This is a genomic window from Streptomyces sp. NPDC007863, assembly GCF_040633895.1.
GTDB lineage: Bacteria > Actinomycetota > Actinomycetes > Streptomycetales > Streptomycetaceae > Streptomyces.
The window spans coordinates 299,944-317,446 of sequence record NZ_JBEYEI010000005.1; the positions used below are offsets into that span (position 1 = coordinate 299,944).

Consider the following 17,503-nt stretch of genomic DNA (forward strand, 5'->3'; position numbering starts at 1 on the left):
GGAGCATGGACAACGAGCAGATCCTCGACGACATCGGAGCGCTCGTGGAGGAGGAACGCGCCCTGCGCGGGCGCACCGGCGGCCTCCTCCCCGAGGAGCGCGAACGCCTCGCGGCCCTGGAGGTCCGCCTCGACCAGTGCTGGGACCTGCTCCGGCAGCGGCGCGCCAAGTCCGAGTTCGGCGAGGACCCCGACACCGCCGCCCTCCGCCCCGCCTCGGAAGTCGAGTCCTACCGCAACTGACGCGCGCGGCGGGGTGCGCGGCGCGCGCGTAACTTGAGGGGCATGGGTTCTGGGACGGAGCGGACGGGGAGGACGGGGAGGATGGCGCCGCCGGCGTGGCTGACGGCCGGACTGCGGCCCGAGCCCGCGCCCGTCCCCTGGCCCGCCGCCGTCCGCGCGGCCCTCGCCCTCTCCCTGCCCCTCGCCGCCGGTCTCGCCCTCGACCGCCCCGCCGAGGGCGCCCTCGTCTCGATGGGCGCGCTCTCCGGCGTCATCGGGGACACCGCCGACGCCTACCGGATGCGCGTCTTCAACATCGCCGTCCCCCAGCTCTTCGGCGCCCTCGGCGTCACCCTCGGCACGCTCGTCTTCGGGCACGGCTGGCTCGCCGTCGCCACGCTCACCCTCGTCGCGCTCGTCTCCGGGATGATCTCCTCGATCGGCGCGGTCGCCTCCGCCTCCGGTCTCCTCCTGCTCCTCAACGCCGTCGTCGGCGCCGGCCTCCCCATGCCCGAGCCGTGGTGGAAGGCCCCCGTCCTCCTGGGCCTCGGCGGCCTCGTCGTCCTCGCGCTCACCCTGCTCGGCTGGCCGCTGCGCCGCGCCGCCCCGGAGCGGGCCGCCGTCGCGGCCACCTACCGGACGCTCGCCGACCTGTACGAGGCGGCGGGGACGGAGGCGTACCAGGAGAAGCGGCACGCGGTGACCGGCTCGCTGAACCAGTCGTACGACCTGATCCTGGCCCGCCGCACCCGCCAGCACGGCCGCACCTCCTCCCTGGCCCGGCTGCTCGCGCAGCTCAACGTGCTGATCCCGCTCCTGGAGGCCGCCCCCGCCGCCGACCTCCGCGCCCGGCTGCACGGCCCGCCGCCCCCGGCCGTCGCCGCGACGATCCGCGCGCTCGCCGACGCCGTGGAGAACGGCCGCGCCGAGCCCGCCGAACCGGACCTGCCGCCCTCGGACCGCCCCTCCGACAAGGCCGTCGCGCACGCGCTCCGGCACGCCGCGACCGTCGTCCACGCCGCCGAACCCAACCCCTACGACGTCGACGACCGCCTCGGCCGCCCCGCCTCCCTCGCCGTCCGCGTCCGCCGCGCCACCCGCACGATGCTGCTGTCCGCGCCCTCGTGGCGGTACGGGCTCCGCCTGGCGCTCTGCATCGGCCTCGCCCAGTCCTTCGTCTCGCTGATCGCGGTGCCCCGCTCGTACTGGGTCGCCCTCACCGTCACCTTCGTGATGAAGCCCGACTTCGGCTCGGTCTTCTCCCGGGCCGTGCTGCGCGCCGTCGGCACCTGCCTGGGCCTGGTCTCCGCCGCCCTCGTCCTCGCCGAGGTGCCCCGCGGCTGGTGGGACGTGCCGGTGATGGCGGTGCTCGCCGCGCTCATCCCGGTCTTCTCGGCGAAGGGATACGCCTTCCAGACCGCGGCCGTCACCCCCGTCATCCTGCTGCTCTCCGACGCCCTCAACCAGCAGGGCTTCGACCTCGTCCTGCCCCGCCTGTACGACTCCCTCATCGGCTGCGCCATCGCGCTGGTCGCCGGCTACCTGCTCTGGCCGGAGTCCTGGCACAGCCGGATCGGCGACCGGCTCGCCGACGCGGTCGCGGACTCCGCCGCGTACGTGGACCGCGCCTTCCCGCCCGGCCCCCCGCGCGCCGGTGCCGACGCCGGCCGGCTGCGGGCCCGCCGCAAGCTGTACCGGGACCTGTCGGCGGTCCGCTCCGAGTTCCAGCGGGCCCTCACCGAACCGCCGCCGACCGGCACCCGCGCCGCCGCCTGGTGGCCGCTGGCGATCGCCGTCGAGCGGATCGTGGACGCCACCACCGCCGCCCGCATCCGCGTCACGCACGGCGCCCCGCCGCCGGACCCGGCGGAGGTCGCCGAGGTGGCGCGCGAGCTGCGCGAACTCGCCGACGGGCTGCGGGCCACCGAGACCCTCGTCGCGGTCCGCGCCGAACTGCCCGGGGACGAGGACGGCGTCCTCGCGCCGCTCCGCCAGGAGGTCCGCGCGGCCCGCGCCATCGCCGGGCCCGAACTGCCCCCGGACGGGCCGTAAACCCTCCGCCGGGGGCGCGTCGAAGGACTTACCGGCGGTCACGGAACGGAACCTTCCTGCCACCGTTACCGGATTCCATCCGGGCGACTACGATGCGCTCGACCGCCCCGATGTGATCAGCGTCCGCAGGCTGCCCGCGCCCGCACGGGGCCCGTCACCCGGCCCGCCCGACACGCCAGTTCGCCCTGCCCGCCCTCCCCCTCCGCCTCCCCTCCGCCTCCCTTCCGCCGCTCCCCTCCCCCCTCCCGCTTCCCCCTCCGTCGTCCGGAACCCCCCACCCGCTCCCAGGACTCCGAGGACACCGTCATGCGCACGACCACGAGCAGAGGGCTCCAGCCCAACGTCCTCGGCACCTTCGACACCATCGTGATGGCCGTCGCCGGCAGCGCCCCCGCCTACTCGCTCGCCGCCACCACCGCCGTCCTCTTCGGCGCGGTCGGACTCGCGGGGCCGGCCGCGCTCCTCTACTGCGCGATACCGATGTTCGGCATCGTCCTCGCCTACGCCCGCCTCGGCCGGATCGACGTCAACGCGGGCGCCGGCTACTCCTGGGTGGGCCGCACCCTCCACCCGTTCCTGGGCTTCCTCTCCGGCTGGGCACTGGTCTTCGCCGCCACCGTCTTCATGGTCGCGGGCTCCCTGCCCGCCGGCTCGCTCACCCTCGCCCTCGTCGCCCCCTCCCTCGCCTCCTCCACCCCGCTGGCGGCGGCCGTCGGCGCCTGCTGGTTCCTGCTGATGCTCGGCGTCGTCCTCGGCGGCACCCGGCTCACCGTCCGCGCCCAACTCCTCATGTCGGGCGTCGAAATGGCCATCCTGCTCACCTTCGTCCTGGCCGCGGTGGCGCACCGGGGCCGGGCGGTCGCCTTCGACTGGTCGTGGTTCGGCCTCGGGCACTTCCACGGCCCGGAGGGCTTCGCCGCGGGCGCGCTGATCGCCGCGTTCTACTACTGGGGCTGGGACGTCACCAGCAACCTCAGCGAGGAGACCCGCGACAGCCGGCGGACCGCCGGGCTCGCCGCGCTGGTCGGCGTCGGCTTCGTCTTCCTCCTCTTCGTCGCCTTCACGGTCGCCGTGAACGTGCTGCTGCCCGCCGACCGGATCCTGGCCGCGGGACCGAACGTGCTCGCCGTCCTCGGCGAGGAGATCTGGCCCGGCGTCGGCGGGAAACTGCTGGTCGTCGCCGTGATCCTGTCCACGGTCGCCACCCTGGAGACCACCCTGCTCCAGGTGACCCGCTCACTCTTCGCGATGGGCCGCGACCGGACCCTGCCGGCCGCCCTCGGCCTCGTCCACCGCCGCTGGAACACGCCGTGGGTCGCGATCGCCGCCGTCGGCGCCGCCGCCCTCGTCCTCTTCGCCGGCGCGGCCGCCGCCGGCTCCGTCCAGCGGATCCTGCGGGACGCGGTCTCCGCGATCGGCCTCCAGATCGCCTTCTACTACGGCCTCGCCGGCATCGCCGCCGCCGTCGCCTACAAGTCGCTGCTGCTGCGCTCCGCGAAGAACCTGCTCCTCGGCGGGGTGTGGCCGCTGCTCGGCTCGGCGTTCATGCTGTGGGCCTTCGTCGAGTCCCTCGGCGAACTGTCCACCACCGCGCTCACCATCGGCCTCGGCGGCCTCGCCGCCGGGCTCGTCCCGATGGCCGTGTACTGGCGCCGCGGCAGCGACTACTACCGGCCCGCCCGCCTCGACGCGGGCCGCGCGCTCGCCGCCGCCGGCGAGGCCGCCCCCGCGTCCCCCGGCACCCGCGTCCGGGACAAGAGCTACGCCACGGACTTCTGACGACGACACCCGGTACTTCGTGAGGGAAGGAGGCCCCCATGGGCGTACGCCGACGCCCCCTCAGACGGTCCCGCGCGGAGCGGTTCACCCCCGACTTCGACCCGGACTTCGGTGACCGCGCGCTGACGGAGGCCCGTCACGACATCGTCATCGGCCGCTGGCAGGGCGTACGCGACCTGCTCGCCGCCACCGGCGACGACTGGGCCCGCCGCACCCACCGCGTCCGGCTGCTCTCGCACGCCGCCGCCGGCAGCTCCACCGTCGAGACCTGGCGGGCCGCCGAACCGCACAGCGCGGACGCGGCGGTGCTGCGGGCGGCGACCGAGGTGGTCCGGGTCTTCGACACGGCCATCGCCGCGGGCCGGGGCGCCGCCGTCGACCGGACCAGGATCGACGCGGCCGTGGACGCCTGCCGGAGCGCCGCGGAGGCGGCGCCCGCCGACCCGATGCCGTGGGTGTCGCTGCTCTCGGTGGCGCGGCTGTACGAGGGCGGCGTCCCCCGCCGCGAACTCCGCTACTGGTTCGACGAGCTGCGCCGCCGCGACCCGTACAGCATCGAGGGCCACGTCCAGGTCCTGCGCTACCTCTCGGCGCGCTGGCACGGCACCCACGGCTCGATGTACGACTTCGCCCGCGACGCCGCCGGAGTGGCACCCCCCGGCTCGGCGCTGCCCGTCCTGGTGCAGGTGGCGCGGGTGGAGGAGTACCGCTACATCGCGGACGGGGCGCTGGGGCGCGGCCCGGTGCGCGGCTTCGACCAGCACTGGAAGCACGAGCTCGCGGTGACCGAGCTGCGGCGCACCCACGACCGCTGGATCGGCGGCCGGGACGCGGCCCTGCCGATCGCGCCGGAGGAGGTCGGCGACCTCAACTTCCTGGCGCACGCCGCCTGCTACGCCGGGCAGGTGGAGCTGGCGCGGGAGCTGATGGGCCTGCTCGGCGCGCGGGCGGCGTGGGTCCCGTGGGCGTACACGGGCGACCCGGAGGAACAGTTCGTCCGCTTCCGGGAGGGCCTGGGGGTCGGCTGACCGCCCGGGCCCTCCCGTACCGCCACCGGATCAGACGCCGATGTCGCGGCCGTCGGTGCGCCACACGGCGACGACCGACGGACGGACGATCCTGCCGGGCCCGTCGGGCCAGACGGAGGCCGGGTTCTCGACGGAGGCCCCGTCGAGCTCGCCCGGGTGCTGCACGGCCACCAGGACGCGGCGGTCCTGGATGATCGGGCCGCAGGTCTCGGCGCCGCGCGGCACCGTGAGGAACTGCTTCAGCTCACCGCGGCGGTCGCCCTGCACCGCGACGCCGAAGAGGCCGTCGTGGGAGCCGAGCTGGTTGCCGTCGGTGGAGATCCACAGGTTGCCGTGCGGGTCGAAGGCCACGTTGTCCGGGCAGGAGATCGGGGAGACCTTCTCCTTCGGGTAGCCCGCGAAGTAGGTGGCCGGGTCGTTCGGGTCGCCGGCGACGAGGAAGAGGCGCCAGGCGAAGCCGTCGGAGGCCGGGTCGTCCCAGTGCTCGGCGAGCTCCAGGATCTGCCCGTGCTTGTTGAGGTTGCGCGGGTTGGCCTCGTCGGCGCCCGGGTTGGTGCCCTTGCCGCGGTTGGAGTTGTTCGTCAGGGCGACGTACACGCGGCCGGAGCGCGGCGACGGCTCGACGTCCTCGGGGCGGTCCATCTTCGTGGCGCCGACCTTGTCACCGGCGAGGCGCGTGAAGACGAAGACCTCCTCGGCGGTCATGCCGGGCACGTGCGAGACCGCGCCGTCCTCGGTGGCCGTGGCCAGCGGGATCCAGGTGCCGGACCCGTCGAACTCGCCGTCGTTCGGGAGCTTGCCGGTGCCGTCGATCTCGGCGGCCGGGGAGTCGCCGGTCAGCTTGGCGACGTACAGCGTGCCCTCGTCGAGGAGCGTGAGGTTGTGGGCGCGGGCCTTGCGCGACCCGCCCTTCATCATCCGCTTCGAGGAGACGAACTTGTAGAAGTAGTCGAACCGCTCGTCGTCGCCCATGTAGACGACCGGACGCCCGTCGGCGGTCAGGCGCGGCTGCGCGGCCTCGTGCTTGAAGCGGCCGAGCGCGGTGCGCTTGCGCGGGGTGGACTCGGGGTCGTACGGGTCGAGTTCGACGACCCAGCCGAAGCGGTTGACCTCGTTCGGCTCCTGCGCGAGGTCGAAGCGCTTGTCGAACCGCTCCCACTTGCGCTCGGTGGCGCCGGTGCCCACGCCGTACCGCTTGTCCATGGCGGACGAGCCGTTGGCGAAGTACTGGTTGAAGTTCTCCTCGCCGTGGAGGGTGGTGCCCCACGGGGTGGTGCCGCCGGCGCAGTTGTTGAGCGTGCCGAGGACGACGCGGCCCTCGGGGTCGACCGAGGTCTTCACGAGCGCGGACCCGGCGGCGGGCCCGGTCAGCTCGAACTCGCTGGTCGTGTGCAGACGGCGGTTCAGGTAGTGCCGGGAGACGGGCGAGAGCTTGCCCGTACGGTGCTCCTCCTGCACGACGACGACGGAGAGGCCGTGCGCGGCCCAGGCGATCTCGACCTGCTCGCGGGTCGGGTTCTCGGAGTCGTACCCCCGGAACATCAGGACTTCGTCCGTGTACTCGTGGTTGGCGACGAGCACCTGACGCCCGTACTCGCCGCGCAGCGGCAGCAGCGAGAGGAAGTCGTTGTTGTAGCCGAACTGCCCGGCCTGCGCCGCGGCGGTCTGCTTCTCCGAGTCGAAGGCGGGCGCGCCGCGCAGGATCGGCTCGCCCCACCGGATGACGACGTTCTGGCCGTACCCGGCCGGCACGGTCACCGCGTCGGTGGTGTTGGGCGCGACGGGCGCGAAGCGGAGCCCGCGGGCGCCGTCGGCCTTGGGGGTGGGCCTCCCCCCGGGGTGCGCCTCGGCGGCGGGCGCGCCACCGAGCACGACGGCCCCGCCGGCGGCGGAGGCGACGGTCACGACGGCGGCGGCGCGGAGCGCGGAACGGCGCGACAGGACACCGGCTATGACGTCGCCGACGTACTCGTTGTCGCTGGTGTTGGGCACCTCGTGGAAGCAGGCGTCACCACACCGGAACCGGCAGGTGAGGGCGGAACGGCCGCCTCCGTGCGGGTTCGTACCGATCAGCGGCAGCAGTTTGCGCACTTGGTCCTCCTCCGGCGCAGCACTGCGCCGACATGGTGTCGGGAATCCGTTCGGCCGTGACGGTATGTGTGCACATCTGCACGCGGGCGGCGGTGGAATGAACGACGGATGAATGCGCGGCAACCGTGACCGACGGGGTCCCGAGAACCGGAGGACGCGGCCGCTAACCTTACGTGTCCGCCCTGGCCAGGGATGAAGGACGCATACCGCATCCAACTCATGCGAAAGGGTTCGCCCATGGGTATTCGGAGCTTGCTGCGCAAGGTATTCGGCCGCGACCGCGAAGATCCCGCGACCCCTTCCGTCCCTCCCCAGTCCCGCGAACCAGAGCCCCCGCAGGCGGTGGCGGAGACGCAACCGGAGGCGGAGACTCCCCAGGAGCCCTCCCCGGCCCCGGAGACGGCAGCCCGCAAGGCCGCCGACGACCTGGTGGCCGCCGCCTTCGACAACCCCCAGATCCCCAAGGCCCGCACGTCCTCCTCGGAACGCGACGCGGACGCGGACGCGGGTGCCCCGCAGGCGCAGGCGCAGGCGGAGACGGAGCCCGCCCCGCCGGCCGCCGCCGAGGCGGAGCCGGCGACGGACGCCGCCCCCGAGGCGCCCGCCGGACCGGCCACGACCGAGGCCGTACCGGAAGCAGACGCCACCCCGGCCACGACCGAGGCGGAGGCCGAGACGGAGACCGCCCCGTCGGCCGCCGCCGAGGCGGAGCCGACGGCCGAGGCCGAGGCCGGTGCCGAGCCGGCCGCCGCCGAGGCCACGCCGGAAGCGGACGCCACCCCGGCCACGACCGAGGCGGAGCCGGCGGCCGACGCGGCCGCCGAGGCCACCGCCACCGTGGAGCCCGCCCCGGACGCCGAGGCCACCGCCGAAACGCCCGAGACCGAGGCCGTACCGGAGCCGGACGCCACCCCGGCCACCACCGAGGCGGAGGCCGAGACGGAGACCGCCCCGTCGGCCGCCGCCGAGGCGGAGCCGACGGCCGAGGCCGAACCGGCCTCCGCAGAGGCCGCGCCGGAGGCGGACGCCACCCCGACGGCCGCCGACGCGGAGCCGACGGCCGAGGCCGAGGGCACCGCCACCGCCACCTCTGAGGCCACCCCGGACACCGAGGCCACCGCCGAAACGGCCGAGGCCGAGGCCGTACCGGAGGCGGACGCCGCCCCGGCCGCCGCCGAGGCGGAGCCGACGGCCGACGTCGAGCCCGAGGCCACGCTCGTCACGGAGCCGGAGCCGGAGCCGGAGCCGGAGGCCGAGGCGCAGCCCGTCGCGGCGGACGCGCAGCCCGGCGCCGACACGGACACCGACAGCGCCCCGCAGGGGCCCGCCGTCTCGCTCGCGCGGGTGAAGGCGGTCGGGACGCCGGGGCTGGTGGAGGCGTACAAGGCGGCCGGGGCCGTCCTGCGGAAGGAGGGGCTCGCGGGCGCGCGGGCGCAGGTGTACCTGGTCGTCGACCGGTCCGGGTCGATGCGCGGGTACTTCAAGGACGGGTCCGTGCAGCGCCTCGCCGAGCAGGCCGTCGCGCTCGCCGCGCACCTGGACGAGGACGCGACGGTCACGACCGTCTTCTTCTCGACCGACGTCGACGGGGTCGTCGACCTGACCCCCGCCGGCCTCACCCCCACCCGCGTGGAGGAGATCAACGCCGGTCTCGGCCGCCTCGGCCGGACGAACTACCACCGTGCCGTCGAGGAGGTCCTGGCCCACCACGAGAAGGCCGACCCGGCCCGCCCCGCGCTGGTGATCTTCCAGACGGACGGCGCCCCCGAGTCCCGTACCGCCGCGACGCAGGCGCTCGCGGAGGCCGCCGGCCGCCCCGTGCACTGGCGCTTCACGGCCTGGGGCGAGGAGGACGGCAAGGCCTTCGACTACCTGCGGAAGCTCACCGCCGACCGTACGGCGACCCACTTCGCGGGCCCGGCGCCGGCCGAGACCCCGCACCCGGAGTTCTACCGAGGCGCCCTCACCGGCCTCGTTCTCTGAACGCCCGGCTGAACCACCCGCTCCGCCCCCTGCTTATCGATGTGAGTCGATCTTCGTAGGCCCGTTAGGATTTCGACCATGGCGGCCACTGGATCCGAGAAGCAGGGGGCGAAGGCGTTCTACGTCACGACCCCCATCTACTACGTCAACGACGCTCCTCACCTGGGCCACGCCTACACGACCGTCGCAGGCGACGTGCTCACGCGCTGGCACCGTCAGCGCGGCGAGAAGGTGTGGTTCCTCACCGGCACGGACGAGCACGGTCAGAAGATCATGCGCACGGCCGAGGCGAACGACGTCACGCCCCAGGCCTGGTGCGACAAGCTCGTCGAGGAGGCGTGGAAGCCCCTCTGGGAGCACCTGAACATCGCGAACGACGACTTCATCCGCACCACGCAGAAGCGTCACACGGACCGCGTCCAGGAGTTCGTGCAGGACCTGTACGACAAGGGCGAGATCTACAAGGGCGGCTACGAGGGCCCGTACTGCGTCGGCTGTGAGGAGTTCAAGCTCCCGGGCGATCTCATCGAGGCGGAGGACGGCACCAAGCTCTGCCCCGTCCACAAGAAGCCGGTGGAGATCCTCAAGGAGGAGAACTACTTCTTCAAGCTGAGCGAGTACGGCCCGAAGCTGCTCGACTTCTACGAGGCGAACCCCGGCTTCATCCAGCCGGAGTCCGCCCGCAACGAGGTCCTGAACTTCGTCAAGCAGGGCCTGGAGGACCTCTCCATCTCGCGCTCGACCTTCGACTGGGGCATCCCGGTCCCGTGGGACAGCGAGCACGTGATCTACGTGTGGATCGACGCGCTGCTGAACTACGCGACGGCGGTCGGCTACAACGAGAACCCGGAGAAGTTCGACGAGACCTTCCCGGCGAACGTCCACCTCATCGGCAAGGACATCCTCCGCTTCCACGCGGTGATCTGGCCGGCGATGCTGATGGCGCAGGGCCTCCCCGTCCCGGGCAAGGTCGCGGCCAACGGCTGGCTGATGGTCGGCGGCGAGAAGATGTCGAAGTCGAACCTGACCGGCATCAAGCCGCAGGACCTGACCTCGCACTTCGGCGTGGACGCGTACCGCTGGTACTTCCTCCGGGCCATCGCCTTCGGTCAGGACGGCTCGTTCTCGTGGGAGGACTTCTCCGCCCGCTACACCTCCGAGCTGGCCAACGACTACGGCAACCTCGCCTCCCGCGTGGCGGCGATGGTCGGCAAGTACTTCGGCGGCGAGCTGCCGGCCTCGACGGCCGACGGCGACGCCGAGAAGGCGATCCACGAGGGCCTGGCGAAGGCGGTCGCGACGGCCGACGCCAAGATCGGCGAGGAGCTGGACTTCCAGGCCGGCATCCTGGCGATCTTCGACTTCGTGAAGCAGGTCAACGGCTACATCACGGAGCAGGAGCCGTGGAAGGTCGCGAAGGACGAGTCCGAGGAGGGCAAGGCCCGTCTCGCGACGATCCTCTACACGGCCGCCGAGTCCCTCCGCGCCGTGGCCGTCCTCCTCAACCCGATCATGCCGGAGACCTCGCAGGCCCTCTGGGACTCGCTCGGCGCCGAGGCCTCCCTGGGCGCCCTGGGCGCCCAGTCGGTCGACTCCGCCGCCACCTGGGGCCGGCTGCCGGCCGGCGCGACGGTGACGAAGGGCGCGGTCCTCTTCCCGCGCCTGGAGGAGCCGAAGAAGGACTGACGTCCACACGTGACGCGACGCGCGAAGGCCGCCGCCCCTGGGTCTCCCAGGGCCGGCGGCCTTCGCCGTACCGGGGCCGCTCGGCCGGTCGGTCCTAGCTGTACGGCGGGTTCAGCGTGAAGACGACCCGCTTGCCCGGTCCGGAGTAGTTCGCCCGCTCGTTGATCCCCCACAGCCGGTGCACGGCCGGGGACCAGGAGAGGTTCTGGGTGAGCGGCGGCGCCTTGGTGAGGACGTGCGGCGCCTCGCCGGGCTTGGCCCGGTGGATGCAGTACGGGTCGTCGGAGGTGGGGGCGGCCGCGTACTCGGGGCAGATGCCGCTGAAGTAGTAGTACGTGCCGTCGGTCGCCGCGCCCTGCACCTTCCAGACGGGGACGCGGTACGCGGCGCTCGCCGTCACGGCGCCGGTGTGGTTGTCGGCGCCGTCCGTGTCGAGGAGCGCGTCGGTGGCGTTGAGCGGCCAGCGGACGACGGGACGGCCGCCGGTCGCCCCGACCTCGGAGGTGATCAGGCCGTCGGTGCCCGTGCGGTCGAGGCTGAGCGAGGTCAGGCACGGCGCGGTGTCCGTGCAGGGGGCGCCGTAGGCCGCGTTGGAGTACATGCCGATCATCGGCAGCGCCCAGTCGTGGTCGCCGGAGTACGCCGTGCCGTCGACGAGACCGACCCTGGTGGCGTCGCGGGTGGTCTTCCACAGGTGGCGCAGGTCGTAGACCTGGATCTGGTGCCCGGTGGAGACGAAGAGCTTGTTGCCGTACCAGGAGACGCCGTCGGCGTGGCCCCCCGGGTGCGGGAGGGCGGGGCTGTTCTTGTCGCCCACGGCCCGGTAGCCGGCGGTGTCACCGGAGCCGTACGGGTCCACGAGCAGGATGCGGTGGTAGACCGGGGCGACGTTCGGGCTGCTGTTGTTGACGACGGTGATGCGGGCCTGGGAGTCGTCCGCGTTGTGCCAGGAGGCGATGTAGAGGTACTTGCCGTCCCAGGTGCCGGCGGGCTGGGCGTCGTGGGAGCCGGTGAAGCCCTGCGGCGTCCACGTGCTGGAGATGTCGTCTTCCTTGTTCCAGCAGAAGCCGCCGATGCTGTAGGCGGTGTTGAGGTTGCTGGTGTGGCAGAGCCCGGAGATGCCGGTGACACCGCCGGTGACGCCCGGGTCGAAGAGCGGGGAGAGCGCGGTCCGGCCGGGGAAGTCGGTGACCTTCCCGGAGGTCTCCAGGGCGTCGATGGCGGCCCAGCGTTCGGTGAAGCCGCTCGCGGTGAGCCGCATCTGCGTGGCGTCCATGGGCGCGACCGGGGACGCGGCGGCGGCCTGCGGGGCCGCCGTCAGGGTGAGGCCGAGGAGGCCGAGCGCCGCCACCGTCGCGGCGGCGGCGCGCGAGCGCCATCGGCGGATCGTCGTACTGCTGGTTCTCGTCACCGGGGGAGGCTACGCGAGGGCCAGCGCGGCCACGGCGGGGGCCATGTAGACCAGCGGGAACGGCACGTGCCCGTAGGCCCGCGCCCGCACCACGGTGACCACGGCCCCCGCGAAGTACAGCACGAGCCCGACCGCGGCGAGCGTCCCGATCACCGGCACCCAGAAGCCGACGACGAGCCCCGCCGCCCCGGCGAGCTTGAGCACCCCGAGCACGTTCCAGACGGACTCCGGCACCCCGTACGCGGCGAGCGGCTCGACGACGAACTTCGCCCGGGCCAGCATGGCGACCCCCGAGAACCCCGCCATGAAGGCGGCGACGGCGGTGACGACGGTGGCGGTGAGAGACATGGCAACTCCTCCGGCTACGGGCCCCGGAAGGGGCCGTACACCGGGATGACGAAGCCCGCCCCGTCGGTGTGACGGGGCGGGCGGATGTCGTCAGGGGATCCGGCGAGCCGGCCTCAGAAGAGCAGCTCCCCGTCCGGGTAGTCGTAGCCGACCTTGACGGCCGGCGCGTAGGACCCGGCGCCGTTGCCCTTGTACAGGTACAGGTCGTTGACGCCGTCCCGCCCGATCAGGTCGGCCTTGCCGTCGCCGTCGATGTCGCCGGGGGCGGCGAGAGCGGTGTACCGCTCCCAGTCGACACCGATCTGGACGCGGGGGGCGTAGGACCCCGCACCGTCGCCCTTGTAGAACCACAGGTCGCCGACGGGAGTACGCCCGATCAGGTCGGCCTTCTGGTCACCGTCGAAGTCACCGGGAGCGAGCAGGACGTCGAACATCCCCCAGCCGGTGCCGATGCTCTTGCGGGTTCCGTAGCCGTCGGCTCCGTTGCCGGGGTACAGCCAGAGGACACCGGTGCTCTTCTCCCGGGCGATCAGATCGGCCTTGCCGTCGCCGTCGAAGTCACCGGGCGCGAGCAGGACGTCCATGCCCTGCCAACCGCCGGTGCCGGCCAGTACGCGGGTGGATCCGGAGTACGCGCCGGTGACCGGTCCTGCCGGGTAGCGCCACAGCTTCCCGTCGGTGTCACTGGCGACGAGGGTGGCGCCGTCCCGGGTGATCTTGCTCATCGACCCCCAGCCGACGCCGACCTTGCAGGGCGCGGCGAGCCCGCCGGCGCGGCCGTCGTAGCGGTACAGCGCACCGCTCGCGTCGCGGCGGAAGAGACTGTCGGTGGCACCGGCCGGACCGCAGTCGGCCCAGCTGGCGGCGCCACGGAGCGTGTCGTGGTCGGTGGCCTGCGGGTCCCGGGGCGAGACGCTGGCCTTGACGTCCTTGAAGTGGGCGGAGGAGACGAAGATGTAGTCGATCTTCCGGCGGAAGTCGCCGAAGGTGGGCTCGCCACTGCGGCAGCGGGTCGCGCCCGTGACCAGGCAGTCGGTGGGGTAGTTCTCGGTGCTGAAGAATTCCTTGTCGGTCTCGTCGACCTCCAGGAACGTGCCCTTCCCGCCGACGGCCGGCTCGTAGAAGGTGGCGGCCATGGTGGTCGGGGGCGTGCCGTTGAAGTCGCCGCCGAGGATGACCGGGGTGCCCTCCGCCTGCCAGACGGCGGCCTGCGCGGCCAGCTTCGCGGCCTCCTTGTTGCGGTACTCGTCGGTCGTACCGCTCCAGTTGAGGTGGACGGAGCAGGCCCAGGTGGCACGCCACTGGGTGTAGCTCTTGACGCAGGGCGACTCGACCCACTCCCCGTCGAAGGTCGCGTCCGCCAGCCTGAGGTTCACTCCTTCGACGACGGTGCCCTTGACGAAGACCGCCATGCCGTAGTGGCCTTCGGTGCCGCTCCTGACGACGCTCTCGTTGTCACCGTCCGGCTTCGTGCAGATTCCCGCCGTCGGGCCGAAGTCCTTGGTGGTCACGTAACGCCCGGTGAAGCCCCTGGCAGCGAGCTTCGCCTTGAGGGTGTCGTACTGGTACTCGCAGACCTCCTGCAGGAAGATCTGCTCCGCGTTCCAGCCGGTGGCGGTGCCCGCGGCGGCGGCCTCGGTCTCCTTGAGGACGGCCTCGTACTTGGCCTTGTTGGTGAAGCCGGCATTCCACTTGCACATCGCGCCACTGCCACACATGTTGTAGGTGACGAAGCGGATCGGGGGCGCGCTGCCGGGGTCCACGGTGTCGGCCTGCGCGGCCGGCGAACCGAGGACGAGGGTGGCGGCGAGGCTGCCGAGGAGGGCCCCGACGCTGCCGAGCGCCATACGTAGTCTCAAGAACGACTCCTGGTGAGACGGGCAGCGGCCACAGCCGGGCACCGGTCTGCGGGAGGGCCGCCCTCGCGGAAAGGACCGCGTAACGGTAGGCGTTGCCGATCGCGGCCCCGGCAGCGGGGGGGGCGATACGACGGCTCGACGGCGGCGGGCTCCGACGCGAGCGGGCGCGCTCCCGAAGGAGCGCGCCCGTCGGCGACTCAGCCGTCGGTCCCGGTGTGGGTGGCCTCGGGATCGACCCCCATCGTGAGCGTGGCCACGACCCCGCCCGCGATCCGCCCCTTCTTGTACTTGAGGCTGAGCAACCCGCCCTCGGCACCGTTGCCCGGGTAGATCGTGTCCTGGTCGAGGGTGGTCCGCTCGGTGGTGCCGGCGGAGTACGGCGCCACCGCCGCCGCGTCGAGCACGGCCGCCTCGTCGAAGAACAACTGCCCGGTGTGGCAGGTGTTCCCGCCCTCGTACCCGGAGGAGGTCATCGTCCCGCCCACGTGCACCTTGGTGTGGATGTGCACGCACCGCCCCCGGTACCACCCGGGGAAGACCGTCGTGAACTCGACGACCCCGTTGCTGCCGGTGAGCTGCGTCCCGCGCAGGTACCGCGAGTCGTCGGTCGGCTCCTCGTGACCGCCTCCGCCACCGCCACCGCCACCGCCGGGGGCTCCGGTGGGCGGGGTCCCGGTGGGCGGCGCGCCCGTCGGCGGCTCACCGCTCGGAGGCGTACCGCCGCCCCCGCCACCGCCGCCGGTGCTGAGGCTCTCGTACCCGGAGTAGATCCCCAGCGCGTCGCAGTGCCAGACGTCGACGGCGACGCCCTTCAGCGGCTTGCAGCTCTCCGCGTCGATCACCTTGAGGCGGAGGGTGAGGGGGATCCCCTCCTTGCCCTCGGTGATGTCCTTCCGGATCTTGTCCGCGTCGATGTAGTACGGCCCCTCGGTCGTCTCGGAGGTGAGCCGGTAACACCCCTCGGCGACGGCGCCGTCCGTCCCGCCGGCCGAGGCGGTACCGACCACCCCGCCACCGATCCCCGCCGCGACGACGGCCCCGCCCCCCAGGACGAGCACCCGCCGCCGCGAAAGGTCACGCCTGTGCTTCTGCTCTTCGCTCATGGCCGAGGACCCTAGGGACCGGCCCTGTCAGGACCGTGAGCGCTAGCTGTGCGTCCCTGTGAACCCGACGAACCCGCGCCAGGCCTCCGGCGAGAGCACGAGCTGGGGCCCGGCCGCGACCTTGGAGTCACGGACGTGGACGGAGGCGGGGGTGGTGGCGACCTCGACGCAGGATTCGCCGTCCGTCCCTCCGCTGTAGCTGCTCTTGCGCCAGGCGACCTCGACGCACGAATCGCCTTCGCTGCTGCTGCTGTAGGAGCTCTTGAACCAGACCAGATCAGAGACATCCCCTGGCGAGGTGCTGCGCGTCATGTCTCTCCTAGCAGTTGCTCGATGACGGCGGCGGACTCACCGGGAGTGAGGGCCTGCGTCCGAATGATCCCGTAGCGCAGCTCCAGAATACGGAGCTGCCGAAGGTCGGTCACGGGCCGTCCGCCCGCAACCGCCGACGAACGGCCGACCCCCGTCCCGTCCTCGAACTTCAACACCTCGATGCCTCCCGCGAGGCCCGCGTGCTCCTCGCGGGCCATGGGCATGACCTGAAGCTCGACGTGCCGCCACCGCGCCACCTCCAGGAGGTGTTCGAGCTGGCGCCGGAGCACCGCCCGCCCTCCCAAGGGGCGCCGGAGCGTCCACTCCTCCAGGACGAAACTCAGCTCGGGCGCCGGATCGCGGTCGAACACCGACTTACGAGCGACCCGCGCCGCCATGTAGCGCTCCACCTCGTCCTGCGTGTACGCCGGACGTCGCATCATCAATAGTCCCCGCGCGTACTCGGGCGTCTGCAACAAGCCGTGCACGTTCAACGGCTCGTACAACTGCATCTCCACCGCCCTGTCCTCCAGCTTCGCCAGCTCGCGGACCTTCTTCGGGTACCGGACCTTCGCCACGTCGTCCTTCATCGCCGACAACAGCCCATCGGCCCGCAGGACCTCGTCCGCCTTGTCCAGGTACTCGGGGCGAGGGATCCGCTTCCCGCCCTCGATCTTGTAAACGAGGTCCTCTCCGTAACCGAGAGCCAACCCGAAATCCGCCGCGCTCATACCCACCGCCTCGCGGCGCAACCGCAGTTGGCGACCCACCGTGGCGACGACGGCGACGCCCCACTCGTCGTCCGGGTCGACTTCCCAACCGCTTTCCTCAGCCGCCATCCCGCACCCCTCCGCGTGTCCTCTGTGGCCGCGTTCCCCTACCCGCCACGGGGTCCCCGACAGACCGGACAGCAGCGGACAAGCCCCGGACAGTCACCCTACGTATCGGCAGTGTCACTGTTCACGGTAGCCGCGAACGACCACCCTCGGTGACGTGAACGAACAGAACGGGACCCCCCAACTCGCCGCGCCCGACAACCACTTCGACATCCGGCTCTCGCCGACCACGCGCGGCGCGCGGCTCGCCCGCCTCCTGGCGGTCGAGTGGCTGCGCCCCCGACGGGACATCCCGTACGCCGCCACCGAGGCGGCCGCGCAGATCGTCGCCGAGCTGACGGCGAACGCGGCGACGCACGGCCGGGTCGCCGGCCGCGACTTCCGCCTCGCATTGGTCGCGCACCCCGGGGTACTACGGATCGAGGTCAGCGACACCCGAGGCGACGACCTCCCCGAACCCCACACGGGCCGGGGCCTGTTGCTGGTCGAGGCGCTGGCGGACCGCTGGGGCGTCGCGCCGGGACCCGTACCCCGCGAGACGGTGTGGGCGGAGCTCGACCACTCTGCCGACGGGTGACGCCTCCACCCCCTCCGACCTGCACCGATGCCCATGCCACCGGAGCCCACTCACCCGGGATCCGGTGGCGGGGACGCCGCGCGGGTGGGCGGCAAACCACCCAAGGACGGAAAGACAAGGAACGGGGGAAAGAACTCCCCCCACCCACCCCTACCGCCGCGTGGGAGCGCGGTCACTCACCCGAGTGAATATGCCAACTCGACGCGGTTTGAGCCAG

Annotated in this window: 14 protein-coding genes; 7 read left to right on the forward strand and 7 right to left on the reverse strand. The window is 72.7% G+C overall.

From position 1 onward, the window contains the following. Positions 1-5: 5 nt before the first annotated feature. From ABZ621_RS10610 to ABZ621_RS10625, 4 genes are all read left to right on the forward strand, one after another. Positions 6-242, forward strand: a complete 237-nt coding sequence (locus ABZ621_RS10610) for a DUF2630 family protein (RefSeq protein ID WP_360602797.1) — start codon at positions 6-8, stop codon at positions 240-242. Positions 243-323: 81 nt separating this feature from the next. Continuing rightward, a complete protein-coding gene (locus tag ABZ621_RS10615; RefSeq protein WP_360602799.1) occupies positions 324-2,273 on the forward strand; it encodes an FUSC family protein in 1,950 nt (649 codons plus the stop codon). Positions 2,274-2,579: 306 nt separating this feature from the next. Further along, positions 2,580-4,052 carry an APC family permease gene (locus ABZ621_RS10620; RefSeq protein ID WP_360602801.1) on the forward strand — a complete coding sequence of 491 codons (1,473 nt, stop codon included), beginning with the start codon at positions 2,580-2,582 and terminating at the stop codon, positions 4,050-4,052. A 38-nt stretch (positions 4,053-4,090) separates the two neighbouring features. Beyond that, the gene (locus tag ABZ621_RS10625; protein ID WP_360602803.1) at positions 4,091-5,080 is read left to right on the forward strand and encodes a hypothetical protein; all 990 of its coding nucleotides are present in this window, start codon (positions 4,091-4,093) and stop codon (positions 5,078-5,080) included. Between the two features lie 30 nt (positions 5,081-5,110). On the opposite strand, the gene ABZ621_RS10630 is transcribed toward ABZ621_RS10625, so the two are convergent. Beyond that, the gene (locus ABZ621_RS10630; RefSeq protein ID WP_360602805.1) at positions 5,111-7,171 is read right to left on the reverse strand and encodes a PhoX family protein; all 2,061 of its coding nucleotides are present in this window, start codon (positions 7,169-7,171) and stop codon (positions 5,111-5,113) included. A gap of 342 nt (positions 7,172-7,513) precedes the next feature. On the opposite strand from ABZ621_RS10630, the gene ABZ621_RS10635 reads away from it, so the two are divergent. Further along, positions 7,514-9,154: a VWA domain-containing protein gene (locus tag ABZ621_RS10635; RefSeq protein ID WP_360602807.1), complete on the forward strand. Its 1,641-nt coding sequence runs from the start codon at positions 7,514-7,516 to the stop codon at positions 9,152-9,154. Between the two features lie 78 nt (positions 9,155-9,232). Continuing rightward, complete coding sequence (gene metG, locus ABZ621_RS10640) at positions 9,233-10,840, forward strand: methionine--tRNA ligase (protein WP_360602809.1); 1,608 nt, start codon at positions 9,233-9,235, stop codon at positions 10,838-10,840. A gap of 94 nt (positions 10,841-10,934) precedes the next feature. Here metG and ABZ621_RS10645 read toward each other — a convergent pair whose 3' ends face one another. The 6 genes from ABZ621_RS10645 to ABZ621_RS10670 form a co-directional block, all read right to left on the reverse strand. Then, positions 10,935-12,251 carry a hypothetical protein gene (locus ABZ621_RS10645; RefSeq protein WP_360602811.1) on the reverse strand — a complete coding sequence of 439 codons (1,317 nt, stop codon included), beginning with the start codon at positions 12,249-12,251 and terminating at the stop codon, positions 10,935-10,937. Between the two features lie 9 nt (positions 12,252-12,260). Then, entirely contained in the window at positions 12,261-12,599 is a 339-nt protein-coding gene (locus ABZ621_RS10650) for a DoxX family protein (protein WP_360602812.1), read from the reverse strand. 113 nt (positions 12,600-12,712) lie between these two features. Further along, on the reverse strand, positions 12,713-14,458 hold the full coding sequence (locus tag ABZ621_RS10655) for an FG-GAP-like repeat-containing protein (RefSeq protein WP_360602814.1): 1,746 nt from the start codon (positions 14,456-14,458) through the stop codon (positions 12,713-12,715). Positions 14,459-14,655: 197 nt separating this feature from the next. After that, on the reverse strand, positions 14,656-15,561 hold the full coding sequence (locus ABZ621_RS10660) for an intradiol ring-cleavage dioxygenase (protein WP_360602816.1): 906 nt from the start codon (positions 15,559-15,561) through the stop codon (positions 14,656-14,658). A gap of 42 nt (positions 15,562-15,603) precedes the next feature. Beyond that, on the reverse strand, positions 15,604-15,873 hold the full coding sequence (locus tag ABZ621_RS10665; protein WP_360602818.1) for a DUF397 domain-containing protein: 270 nt from the start codon (positions 15,871-15,873) through the stop codon (positions 15,604-15,606). Continuing rightward, the gene (locus tag ABZ621_RS10670) at positions 15,870-16,712 is read right to left on the reverse strand and encodes a helix-turn-helix transcriptional regulator (protein ID WP_360602820.1); all 843 of its coding nucleotides are present in this window, start codon (positions 16,710-16,712) and stop codon (positions 15,870-15,872) included. Before ABZ621_RS10670 ends, ABZ621_RS10665 begins: the two co-directional genes overlap by 4 nt. A gap of 154 nt (positions 16,713-16,866) precedes the next feature. Here ABZ621_RS10670 and ABZ621_RS10675 point away from each other — a divergent pair, with 154 nt between their 5' ends. Then, the gene (locus ABZ621_RS10675) at positions 16,867-17,286 is read left to right on the forward strand and encodes an ATP-binding protein (RefSeq protein WP_360602822.1); all 420 of its coding nucleotides are present in this window, start codon (positions 16,867-16,869) and stop codon (positions 17,284-17,286) included. The last annotated feature ends 217 nt before the right edge of the window (positions 17,287-17,503 follow it).

Excerpts from the sequence above, each read along its gene's own strand:
- ABZ621_RS10660 (WP_360602816.1), bottom strand. The coding sequence starts at position 15,561 with ATGAGCGAAGAGCAGAAGCACAGGCGTGACCTTTCGCGGCGGCGGGTG.
- ABZ621_RS10615 (WP_360602799.1), top strand. The coding sequence starts at position 324 with ATGGCGCCGCCGGCGTGGCTGACGGCCGGACTGCGGCCCGAGCCCGCG.
- metG (WP_360602809.1), top strand. The coding sequence starts at position 9,233 with ATGGCGGCCACTGGATCCGAGAAGCAGGGGGCGAAGGCGTTCTACGTC.
- ABZ621_RS10620 (WP_360602801.1), top strand. The coding sequence starts at position 2,580 with ATGCGCACGACCACGAGCAGAGGGCTCCAGCCCAACGTCCTCGGCACC.
- ABZ621_RS10650 (WP_360602812.1), bottom strand. The coding sequence starts at position 12,599 with ATGTCTCTCACCGCCACCGTCGTCACCGCCGTCGCCGCCTTCATGGCG.
- ABZ621_RS10665 (WP_360602818.1), bottom strand. The coding sequence starts at position 15,873 with ATGACGCGCAGCACCTCGCCAGGGGATGTCTCTGATCTGGTCTGGTTC.
- ABZ621_RS10625 (WP_360602803.1), top strand. The coding sequence starts at position 4,091 with ATGGGCGTACGCCGACGCCCCCTCAGACGGTCCCGCGCGGAGCGGTTC.
- ABZ621_RS10610 (WP_360602797.1), top strand. The coding sequence starts at position 6 with ATGGACAACGAGCAGATCCTCGACGACATCGGAGCGCTCGTGGAGGAG.
- ABZ621_RS10670 (WP_360602820.1), bottom strand. The coding sequence starts at position 16,712 with ATGGCGGCTGAGGAAAGCGGTTGGGAAGTCGACCCGGACGACGAGTGG.